This window comes from Pseudolysinimonas sp. (genome assembly GCF_049651805.1).
Lineage (GTDB): Bacteria > Actinomycetota > Actinomycetes > Actinomycetales > Microbacteriaceae > Pseudolysinimonas_A.
Genome location: NZ_JBASCU010000033.1, coordinates 1 through 10712, shown reverse-complemented (window position 1 = coordinate 10712; position 10712 = coordinate 1). Strand labels below are relative to the sequence as shown.

The window sequence follows — 10712 nt, the reverse complement described above, 5'->3', positions numbered from 1 at the left end:
GTAGTCCACGCCGTTGAAGCTGATCTGGTAGGTGACGTGCGGCGCCGCGACGATCTCGTAGGTCGCCTGCGTCGATCCCGTCGTGTTCGCCTCGCAGATCGAGTCGACGAACTTCGGGTCACCCGGGGTTGCCTTCTCGAGACACTGCCCCGGGTCGGTGAAGTCTTGCGACCAGTAGGTCGTCGAACCGGGGACGATGATGCCGCCATCGGCGAGCGCCTGCACCTCGATGAGGCGCGGGAAGTTCACGACGTTGACGGTTCCCGCGGAGACGTCCACCCATGAGCCGCCGTTGATGCGCACCTGGTATTGGATGCCGCTGTCAACCGGGATCGTGTATGACGCCGTGTTGGTCGTGGCCGGTCCGGTGCAGACCTTCGGCGTGAAGGTCGGAGTCTCCGGAACGTCGCAGTTCTTCGATTTGATGTTGTCGAATTTCAAGGTGTACGACTTGTACTCCTTGTTGTGGTCGGTGTCCGTCAGGACGTGCGTGGTGGCCGGATAGGCCCGGATGCGGACCTCGTCGCCGTCGTCAGCCGGGTAGACCCCTGCGGAAATGTTCTCCCACGAGTTGCCGTCCCAGATCTTGTACTGAATATCGTTGATCGCCGGGATCGTGAAGGAGCCCTGTCCGACCTGCTCCTCACCGGTGCAGACGGCCTGCACGATGGTGGGTTTCGTCGGAGTCGCTTCCTTCACGCAGTCGGCGTTGTTGATGAGCTTGTACGTCTTACCCCACCCGGACGGCGACGGGAAATCTTCCGCCGGGTTGTTCGGGCCGTTGAGCACACCGCCGGCGATGAGGGCCGTGGTGGTCGGGCTGTCGTTGTAGAGGTCGACCTGGTAGTCGACGCCACAGGCCCCCAGCTGCCCGTCGAGGGCATTCAGGTCTTTCGTCGCGAGGTCGATGCTCGTGAAGTACGTCTGGGGCCAGGTCGGGGTCGTGGAGTTCGCCCACCCTGGCATGACCCAGGCGACCAGAACGTAGGGGGTGGTGTCGACCGGCGTGGATTCGCCGGTGGTCGTTGTGGCGGGGGGCGTGGCGCCGGCCGGGGCGGCCGTGAGCGCCACCATGCCGAGGGACAGCGCGATCGCCGTCAGCCCAGCAAGGAGTTTCTTCAACATTTCTCGAGTCCTCTGTGAAAGAAGTGGGGGGAGGGAAATGGGCGCACGGGTAACGCCGCGATGGCAACGGCCATCGAGTGGGCCGGCACAGGGGGGTGGCCGGTCGAAGGGGCGGGGGGCGCACGGAAACGTTCGGGTCTCCGTGCGCCGCTTCGGGGGTCAGCGGTTCAGATGAGCAGTGGGGTTTCTCCTCGGGGGTCGGTCCCATCGGGGGTGCTCGCCGATTTCGGGTCGGCGCGCCGGGACCTCTCAGCCGCCAAGGTAGCAGTCCTCATTTATGAGGACAAGCTAATATTTGATCAAGCTTCAGTGCACGTACTCGAGGATGTCGAGGCCGACGACCCGCAGGGCGTCGAGCACCCGCAGCCGCGCGGCGAGTCCGCTGTCGTTGAACTGCACGGATGCCGCGTAGGCAACGGCGGTGCGCGGACCGCGCAACACTCCGGCCTCGGAACGTACCCCGGTGTCTGTTCCGGTCTTGTGCACGAGCAGCACGCCGTGGTCGGTACCTCGATGCGAGAGCGGGTCGAGTCCGAAGGCGCTCGCAACCATCGACAGGTCGGAGTTGAGCGAGAGCCAGCCGAGCACCCGACTCGAGGTGAGGGTGTCGACGATCTCGCCGCGGGCCAGCGCGGCGAAGAGCCAGGCGAGTTCTGCGGTCGACCCGACGGAGAGCTGTGGCGCGTCGTCGGGCCCGCGCGAGTCGCGCACCAGGTCGAGCAGCGCGGTGCGCAGCAGCCCGAGCGATTCGGTGCGGGCGCGCACGGCATCCAGCCCCACCTGGCGCAGCAGCACGTTCGTCGCCAGGTTGTCGCTCGTCGCGCCGACCAGGGTCGCGAGGTCGGCGACCGGCAGCGACGGCGCCTGGAGGTGCTGCCAGATGCCGCTGTCGCCGACGGCGTCGCGCGGGGTCTTGTCGAGGATGCCGTAGCCGGTGAAGTCGCGCTCGGTCAGCCGTGCGGAGACCTCGACGAGCAGCAGGATCTTGCCGATGCTCGCTGTCGGCAAGACGATGCGTTCGTCGATCGCGACGAGCGTCTTGCCGGTGTCGAGATCCGTGACGGATGCCGACACCTGCGCGCCGTCGTAGGCGAGGTCGCCGAGGGCGGTGAAGGTGGCCGTGAAGTCTTCGGCCGCCTGGGCCGACCGATGCCGGGGGACGCTGGCAGAGCGCACGCGAGCGCGGCGCTGGGTTCCGGCGTGCACATCTACCACGAGCGATCTACCAAATGGTGACTCTGTCTTCCGGGTCGAGCCAGAGGGCGTCGCGTTCGGTGACGCCGAATGTTGCGTAGAACACGTCGATGTTACGGACGATCTGGTTGCACCGGAACTCCGCGGGCGAGTGCGGGTCGATCGACAACAGCCGCAGCGCCTCCTCGTCGCGCATCTTGGTGCGCCACGCCTGAGCCCAGCCGAGGAAGAACCTCTCCGCCCCGGAGAAGCCGTCGATCACCGGGGGTTCCGCCCCCTCGAGAGAAAGAAGGTAGGCCTTCCAGGCGATGCCGAGCCCGCCGAGGTCGCCGATGTTCTCGCCGATCGTGAGCGCGCCGTTGACGTGGTGGCCGGGCAGCTGGCGCGGCTCGAGGGCGTCGTACTGCTCGATGAGCGATGACGTGCGCGCCTGAAATGCGGCCTTGTCGTCGTCGGTCCACCAGTCGGTGAGCTTCCCGTCGCCGTCGTACTGCGACCCCTGGTCATCGAACCCGTGCCCGATCTCGTGCCCGATGACCGCGCCGATCGCACCGTAGTTGGCGGCCGCATCCCGGGTCTCGTCGAAGAAGGGGAGCTGCAGGATGGCGGCGGGGAACACGATCTCGTTGAAGCCGGGGTTGTAGTACGCGTTGATCGTCTGCGGGGTCATGAACCACTCGTCGCGGTCGATCGGCTTGCCGATCTTGCCGAGTTCGCGCTGGAAGTCGAACTCGGCGACGGCCCGCACGTTGGCCACGAGGTCGTCGGCGGTGATCGCGAGGGTGGAGTAGTCGCGCCACTTCACCGGGTAGCCGATCTTCGGCGTGAACTTGCCGAGCTTGTCGAGGGCTCGCTCCCGGGTGGCGTCGGTCATCCATTCGAGGTTCGTGATGCTCTGCCGGTAGGCCTCGACCAGGTAGGCGACGAGATCATCCATCGCGACCTTGGCGGCGTCGGGGAAGTGCCGCTCGACGTAGACCTTGCCGATCGCCTCCCCCATCGCACCCTCGACGATCGAGACGCCGCGCTTCCACCGGGCGCGCAGCTCGGGGGTGCCGGTGAGGGTCTTGCCGTAGAAGTCGAAGTTCGCCTGCACGACCTCCGCGTGCAGGTAGGGAGCCGAGGCGCGGATGACCTGCCACTGCAACCAGTTGCGCCACGCGTCGAGACGGTCGGCGGTGAGCAGCGGGGCGAGTCCCTCGAGGAAGCTCGGCTGTCGCACGACGACCTCGGCGAAGGATGCCGCGGGCACGTCGAGCGCGTCGAGCCACGTTCCGAGCAGGGCGGCGTTGTCGCCGGCGAGCGCACGCGCCGCATCCCAGCTCATCGGGTTGTAGGTGGCGACCGAGTCGCGGCAGCGCACGTTGTCCCAGTGGTTGGCGGCGATCGCCGTTTCGAGGTCGAAGATGCGCGCGGCGGCGGCTGCTGCGTCGGGGATGCCGGCCATGCCGAGCATCCGCTCGAGGTGGGCGCAGTAGGCGTCGCGGATATCGGCGAACTTCGGCTCGCGGAAGTACGACTCGTCGGGCAGGCCGATGCCGCTCTGCTCGAGGAAGACGAGGTAGCGCTCCGGGTCACCGGGATCGTTGTCGACGAATGCCTGAACGAATCCCCCGACGCCCGCGCGCTCCAGGTGGCCGAGCGCCGTGACGAACGACGGGATGTCGGTCACCGCCGCGGCGGCTGCGAGGTCGTCGGCGATCGTGTTCCAGCCGAGCTCCTCGATGCGCGACTCGTTCATGAACGACGCGTACAGGTCGCCGAACTTGCGCGTCTCGGTGCCCGCGGGGGCGGTCTGCGCCTCTTCGATGATCGCGTGCACGGCCTTCTCGGCCTCCTCCGCGAGGATGTAGAACGATCCGTAGCGCGCCTTGTCGCTCGGGATCTCGGTGCTGTCGATCCAACGGCCGTTGGCGTGACGGAACAGATCGTCTTGCGCCCGCACCTTCTCATCGAGGTCGGCTGTGTCGATTCCGGAGGAGAGTTGCGCGTCGGTCACCCGTCCACCCTACTTTTCGGTGGTCGAGTAGCGGCCGGAGGCCGCGTCACCTGTCGGTGGTCGAGTAGCGGCCGGAGGCCGCGTGTCGAGACCCGGCGCGTGGTCTCGACCCGCCGCGGGGCGGCTACTCGACCACCGAGGGGGCGGGACCGGTCGTCGTCCCAGCGCGCAAGGTGCACTGCAGCAGCACCGGATCGGGCTGGCCGCCGGCGAGCGCCGCGAACACGGCGGCCGCCGCCGCCTCGCCCTTTTCCACACCCGGCTGCACGAGGGTCGTGAGCACGTGCGGGGCGGCCTCGTCGAGGCGCACCCCGTCGAAGCCCAGCACGCTGAGATCGCGGGGCACCACGAGCCCGAGCTCGTCGGCGGCACGGAGCACGCCGAGGGCGAGCAGGTCGCTCTGCGCGACGATCGCGGTCGGCCGATCGGCGGCGGGCCGGTCGAGCAGTTCGCGCGCCGCCGCATAGCCGTCGGCGATCGAGCTGCCCGAGGTGGATCGGCCGCTCGCCTCGGGGAAGACGTCCCGAAGACCGGCGAGACGTTGCACCGTCGTGTGACCGGTCGCGGCGCGTTCCCGTTCCGGGGTGAGCGGGCCGGGGGTGCGAGCCGCGTCGAGGGCGAGCGTCACGGTGGCCACGCGCCGGTGCCCGAGGTCGCGCAGGTGCTCCGCGCCGAGCTTCGACGCCTCGCGGTTGTCGAGGTCGACGACGAACACCCCGTCGAGCGCGTCGGCCTCGACGGCGACGATCGGAATGCGGCGCCGGCGCAGCGCCTCGACAGACGCGCTGAGGTCGAGGCTGCAGCCCAACAGGATCGCGGCATCCATCGGCGATGCGGAGAGGTCGGTCTCGGGCTCGGCCGCGAGCGGGATGACGAGCAGCCCCGCCCGCTCGTCGCCGAACGCCTGCGCGACGCCGTCGAGGAAGGCGAGGTTCATCGGATCACGGAAGGCGTCGGCGAGCCGGTCTTCGGTGACGACGGCGATGACGCCGGAGCGACCGCGCCGGAGTGATCGCGCCGTCGGATCGGGGCCGCCGTACTCGAGTTCGGCGGCGGCGGCGAGCACCCGCTCGCGTGTGGCGGCGGCCACGGGGCCCGCGCCGCTGAAGACGAGGGATGCCGTCGACACCGAGACGCCAGCCCGCGCGGCGACGGCAGCCAGAGTCGGGCGCGGCGTCGTGCTTGCCTCCGGCTCCATGGGTTGTTATCGTACTCGAAACGATTCGATCGAAACGATTCGATCTGCCGCACAGCCTCGGAGCCTGATGTCCAGCACCACCCCCACCTCGTCCTCGTTGCGCCACGCGATGTTCGGCGTCTTCGTGATCTTCGGACTCAACGGCATCGCGGTCGCGACCTGGATCTCGCGGCTCCCTGCGATCCGCGACATCCTCGGGATCAGCGTCGCCGAGGTGGGGTTCCTGCTGTTCGGATTGTCGGCGGGCGCCGTCTCCGGACTTCTCGCAGCCGCCATGGTCGTGCACCGGCTCGGGGCGCGCCGCACGATGGTGCTGACCTTCGTGATCGGCAGTCTGGGGCTTGGCCTGCTGGCGGTTTCGGCCTCGCTTCTCGTGTCGTTCCCGCTCGCGATCGTCGCGATGGTGATCTTCGGGGTCGCCTGGTCGATCTGCGATGTCGCGATGAATGTCGAAGGCACCCAGGTCGAGCGCGAGATGGGGCGCACTCTCATGCCCTGGTATCACGCCTCCTGGAGCCTCGGCACGGTCGCGGGCGCCGGCATCGGCGCGGTGGTGGCCCATCTGGGGATCGGGCCTGCCCTGCACCTCGCCGGCGTGGTGATCGCGGTGCTCATCACGGCAGCCCTGATCCCCCGCCTCCTTCCGCGTGAACTGGAAGCCGATGCAGCCGAAGGAGACGAGGGCGCGAAGGGCGGGTTCCGCGCGCAGGTCGCCGCCTGGCGCGAGCCCCGCGTGCTGCTCATCGGGGTGCTGGTGCTCGGGATGGCGTTCGCGGAGGGGTCGGCCAATGACTGGCTCGCCCTCGCGATGACCGATGACCGCGGGTTCGACGATGCGCAGGGTGCCCTGATGTTCGGAGTCTTCGCCGTCGCGATGACGGTTGGTCGAATCGCCGGCGTTCCGCTGCTCGACCGGTTCGGGCGAGTGTCGGTGCTGCGCGTCGCGGTCGCGGCGTCGGCTGTCGGGCTCGCCGTCGTCATCCTGGTGCCGTTCACGCCCGTCATGGTCGCCGGCATCGTCGTGTGGGGGCTCGGCGCCGCCCTCGGCTTCCCGGTCGGGATGTCGGCGGCTGGCGACAACCCCGTTGGTGCGGCGGCCCGGGTGAGCGCCGTGGCGACGATCGCCTACTGCGCCTTCCTCGTCGGTCCGCCGATCCTGGGCCTGGTTGGCGAGCAGATCGGCATCCTCAACTCCCTGTGGATCGTGTTCGCGCTCATCGTCATCGCGGGGTTCGCGGTGCCGGCGGCGCGCAAACCGGCGCTTCGCACTCCAGCGCCGTAGTCGACTTCACCTCTCAAACTCGCATCAGTGTGGCTACACTGATGACTACAGTGATCCTGTACTGAGGGGCATCGGTGGAAACGAGTCAGGGCGACCTGGACCTCATTGTCAAACGCATCCGCGCGGCCGGGACCGATCTGGCTCGGGTCGAAGTCAAAGCCGCCGCGGGTGGTCTCCCAACAACTATCTGGGAAACCATCAGTTCTTTCAGCAACGGCCGCGGAGGCCTCATCATCCTCGGCCTGGACGAGAGGACGGGGTTCCGACCCGCCGTCGGCTTCGATGCGACCGCTATCCGGGACGCTGTGTCCGACGGATTCCGACCCCGTCGCGCCAGCGACCCTGACGGGCCGCTCACTCCACGACCACAAGGCACCATCGACGTCGGAGTCGTTGACGGCTCGCCCGTCGTTGTCGTCGAGGTCGAAGAACTTCCGGCGGAACAGAAGCCCTCGTTTGTAACGACACGTGGAAAGGAGAACGGCAGCTTCGAGCGCACCTCGGACGGCGATCGAAGGATGAGCACGCACGCGATCTTCCTTCTCGCCACGGCCAGTGCGCAGCCAACTGACGACCGCCATCCGGTCGACGGGGCGGGTTACGAAGATCTCGACGCCTCGCTCATCGAAAGATTCGTCCGTCGGCTAAGAAGGGTGCGACCGCGAGCAGTTGCGGACCTACGGGACGATCGCGAGATCCTGGTCCGCTTCGGAGTGCTCGACGCCGATCGCAACTCACCGACCTTGGCGGGCCTACTCGCTTTCGGGCGCTATCCGCAGCAGTACTTTCCGCAGCTCATGATCTCGTTCGCCGCGTATCCCGGACGAGACAAGGCGGTCGTGGCCGGCGACGTGCGGATGTTGGATCGACGAATCATTGATGGGCCGATCCCGGCAATGGTGGACGATGCCGTCAGCGCCCTGCTGCAGAACCTCAAGACGAGGCGAGTCTCGAGGGGCGCTGGGGCTGTCGACGAGCCCGAGATCCCCGTGGACGCACTGCGAGAGGCCGTCGTCAATGCCCTCTCTCATCGGGACTACAGCGCCTACGCGCTCGGCGAGCAGGTGCGCATCGAGGTCTACCCTGATCGCGTCGAGATCCACAATCCCGGCGGGATCTACGGCGGTCGTGGTGAAATCGATCTTTACGATGGCAGCTCTCGTTCTCGCAATGCCACGTTATCCAGCCTGCTTCCCGAAGTGCCGTTCCCTGACCGAGATGAGACGATTAGCGAGAACGCCGGCTCCGGTATTCCTCGGATGACCGGCGTGCTCGGCCAGGCTGGCCTCACCGCGCCGAGGTTTCGCTCGACGGTGACTTCGATGAGCGTGACCCTCGACCGACATGGGATCCTTACCCCGGAAGTCGATGCGTGGCTAGATGGCATTGGCGCTCGCGAACTCACCCGTCATGGACGAATTGCCTTGGCGCTGGTGCGACACGGCTTCGACGTTCACGACCAGCTCCTCCGTTCCCAGCTCGGGATCGACACTGAGGAAGCGAAACAAGTGCTTCGCGAGCTCGTCTCCCAGGGGTGGCTCTCCTACCCGCGACGCCCTGGCGACGCCTATCGCGTCGGGGCAATTCTCGCGCGCGGAATCATCGACTCACAGCCGCCACTCGTGGATCTCCCTTTCGAGCAGCCCCGCCCTGCCGGTCATGACTCGATGAGCCTCGACGAGCGGGTTCTCGCCTGGCTCGAGATCCTGGGGGAGTCCGACATTCACGAGTTGGCGATCCTTGCGGAGAGCACCCCTGGCTCCCTCCGACCGCGGCTTCGAGTCCTCGTCGACCAAGGCGCCATCGACCCGACGGCCGCGCCGCAGAGCCGCAACCGTCGATACCTTCTGCGCCGCTCTTCCGACCTAGGCTGACCGGGTGCGTCTCGTTGTTGCCCGCTGCTCGGTGGACTACGCCGGGCGGCTCTCGGCGCACCTGCCGCTCGCGACCCGGCTGCTCGTGCTCAAGGGCGACGGCAGCGTGCTCGTGCACTCCGACTCGCTGTCGTACAAGCCGCTCAACTGGATGAGCCCGCCGTGCACTTTCGCGGTCGAAGAGGTCGACGCCGAACGAGCCGAAGCCGGGGTCGTCGAGCTGTGGCGGGTGTCGCAGGTGAAGACCGCCGACATCCTGGTGATCTCGATCTACGAGATCCTGCACGACTCGACCCACGACCTCGGGGTCGACCCGGGGCTGCAGAAGGACGGCGTCGAAGCCGACCTGCAGCGTCTGCTCGCCGAGCAGATCGAGTTGCTCGGCGACGGACATGAGCTCGTGCGGCGCGAATACATGACGGCGATCGGACCGGTCGACATCCTGGCTCGGGATGCCGCCGGCTCCCACGTGGCCGTCGAGATCAAGCGGCGCGGCGGCATCGACGGGGTCGAGCAGCTCACCCGGTATCTCGAGTTGATGAATCGCGACCCGCTCCTCGCGCCGGTGGCCGGAGTGTTCGCCGCACAGTCGATCGCTCCGCAGGCGCTCACGCTGGCGGCCGACCGCGGCATCCGCACCCTGCTGCTCGACTACGACGCGATGCGCGGGCTCGACTCCGGGCACGCGAGACTGTTCTGATGCCCGACCTCCCGTACACCGCGGTGCTGTTCGACCTCGACGGCACGATCGTCGACTCGGCGCCCGGCATCACGTCGTCGCTGGCGTACACGTTCGAGGCGATGGGGCTGGCCGTGCCGTCTCCCGCGAAGCTGCTGGAGTGGGTCGGGCCGCCGATCATGGACTCCTTCCGCGACCTCGCCGGATTCGACCCGATCACCTCGGCACGGGCCCTCGCGATCTACCGCGAGCACTACGTCATGACCGGCGTCTTCGACGCCGATCTCTACCCCGGGCTGCGCGACGTGCTGCAGGCGATCCATGCGTCGGAGTTGCCGCTGTCGCTCGCGACCTCGAAGCCCGAGTCGACGGCGCGGCTCATCCTCGACCATTACGACCTGGCACAGTACTTCGACGAGTTCACGGGCGCGAGCGAAGACGAGGTGCGCAGCGCGAAAGCGGATGTCGTCGAAGAGGCCCTGCGCCGATTACGGGTTCGCGGCGCCGACCTGACCCGTCCGGTGATGGTCGGTGACCGGCACCACGACGTCGTCGGCGCGGCCGCCCACAACGTGCCCACGATCTACGTCACCTGGGGCTACGGCGCCCCCGGAGAGACCGTCGGCACCGTCGCCGTCGTCGACACCGCGGCCGAACTGCTCGCCGAGCTCGGCCTCTGACACATCCCGTCGGGGTCGCCCTGCCTCCATCCGCGACTTTTCGTCCACGCGAGTGTTCCATCCGCGCGAAAAGTCACGGATGGAGACGGGCTGGCGCGTCAACGGGCGAGACGCTCGACCGCGCCGGCGAAAACTCCCGGCAGCCGGGATGCCGTGGGCACGACGGCGCCGCGCAGCGGCGATGACGCGAGCCGCACGAGCGCCCCGGTGAGCCGCCGGAAGTCGCGCGTCTCCCGCTCCCACGCGACCTCGTACTCGTCGGGGCGGCCGACAACGAGAGAGGCGACGGCCGCCCGGGCCTGCGCGAACCCGATCCGAAGCCCCTCCCCGGTGAGCGCATCGACGTAGCCGGCGGCGTCACCGACCAGCAGCACCCGACCGGCGACCCGAGCGCGGGTGCGTTGCCGCAACGGGCCGGCGCCGCGCAGCTCGCTCGCCGCCTCGACGCCGCGCAGTCGCGCGGCAAGACCCGGGGCCGCACCCAAGGCTTCGTCGAAGTGCTCCCCCCGTCGTGCGAGCAGCGCCACCCCGACAACACGGTCGCCGATGGGCGTGACGTAGAACTCCCCCGCGGGCGTCCACAACACCTCGACGAACTCCGACCACGGCGGCAGCGCGTAGTGCCGGCGCTGCCCAAAGCGGCGTCGGGCTCGGGGCGGCGGCAGGGCGAGCCCCACCTCC

8 protein-coding genes and 1 pseudogene are annotated in these 10712 nt (G+C 68.3%); 4 read left to right on the top strand and 5 right to left on the bottom strand.

Annotated features, from left to right (window positions below; genetic code table 11):
- From WBL06_RS08875 to WBL06_RS08860, 4 genes are all read right to left on the bottom strand, one after another.
- The coding region (locus WBL06_RS08875; RefSeq protein WP_424455631.1) for a hypothetical protein at positions 1-1125 on the bottom strand (1125 nt) is incomplete at its 3' end.
- A gap of 306 nt (positions 1126-1431) precedes the next feature.
- Entirely contained in the window at positions 1432-2340 is a 909-nt protein-coding gene (locus WBL06_RS08870; RefSeq protein ID WP_424455630.1) for a serine hydrolase, read from the bottom strand.
- A 7-nt stretch (positions 2341-2347) separates the two neighbouring features.
- The gene (locus WBL06_RS08865) at positions 2348-4318 is read right to left on the bottom strand and encodes a M13 family metallopeptidase (RefSeq protein WP_424455629.1); all 1971 of its coding nucleotides are present in this window, start codon (positions 4316-4318) and stop codon (positions 2348-2350) included.
- A gap of 124 nt (positions 4319-4442) precedes the next feature.
- Positions 4443-5516 carry a LacI family DNA-binding transcriptional regulator gene (locus tag WBL06_RS08860; protein ID WP_424455628.1) on the bottom strand — a complete coding sequence of 358 codons (1074 nt, stop codon included), beginning with the start codon at positions 5514-5516 and terminating at the stop codon, positions 4443-4445.
- 67 nt (positions 5517-5583) lie between these two features.
- Between WBL06_RS08860 and WBL06_RS08855 the strand changes: the two genes are divergently transcribed.
- The 4 genes from WBL06_RS08855 to WBL06_RS08840 all read left to right on the top strand — a co-directional run bounded on the left by WBL06_RS08855 (position 5584) and on the right by WBL06_RS08840 (position 10031).
- Positions 5584-6798 (top strand): MFS transporter, encoded by a 1215-nt coding sequence (locus tag WBL06_RS08855; protein ID WP_424455627.1) that lies wholly within the window; start codon positions 5584-5586, stop codon positions 6796-6798.
- Positions 6799-6872: 74 nt separating this feature from the next.
- Entirely contained in the window at positions 6873-8672 is a 1800-nt protein-coding gene (locus WBL06_RS08850) for an ATP-binding protein (protein ID WP_424455626.1), read from the top strand.
- Positions 8673-8676: 4 nt separating this feature from the next.
- On the top strand, positions 8677-9372 hold the full coding sequence (nucS, locus tag WBL06_RS08845; RefSeq protein ID WP_424455625.1) for an endonuclease NucS: 696 nt from the start codon (positions 8677-8679) through the stop codon (positions 9370-9372).
- Positions 9372-10031, top strand: coding sequence for an HAD hydrolase-like protein (locus WBL06_RS08840; RefSeq protein ID WP_424455624.1), 660 nt, complete (start codon positions 9372-9374; stop codon positions 10029-10031). Before nucS ends, WBL06_RS08840 begins: the two co-directional genes overlap by 1 nt.
- Positions 10032-10129: 98 nt before the next feature.
- On the opposite strand, the pseudogene WBL06_RS08835 reads toward WBL06_RS08840, so the two are convergent.
- Positions 10130-10712, bottom strand: a pseudogene (locus tag WBL06_RS08835) (monooxygenase); the annotation flags it as partial.

Bases quoted from the DNA above. Each gene is read 5' to 3' on its own strand.
- WBL06_RS08860 (WP_424455628.1), bottom strand. From the start codon at position 5,516: ATGGAGCCGGAGGCAAGCACGACGCCGCGCCCGACTCTGGCTGCCGTC.
- WBL06_RS08855 (WP_424455627.1), top strand. From the start codon at position 5,584: ATGTCCAGCACCACCCCCACCTCGTCCTCGTTGCGCCACGCGATGTTC.
- WBL06_RS08840 (WP_424455624.1), top strand. From the start codon at position 9,372: ATGCCCGACCTCCCGTACACCGCGGTGCTGTTCGACCTCGACGGCACG.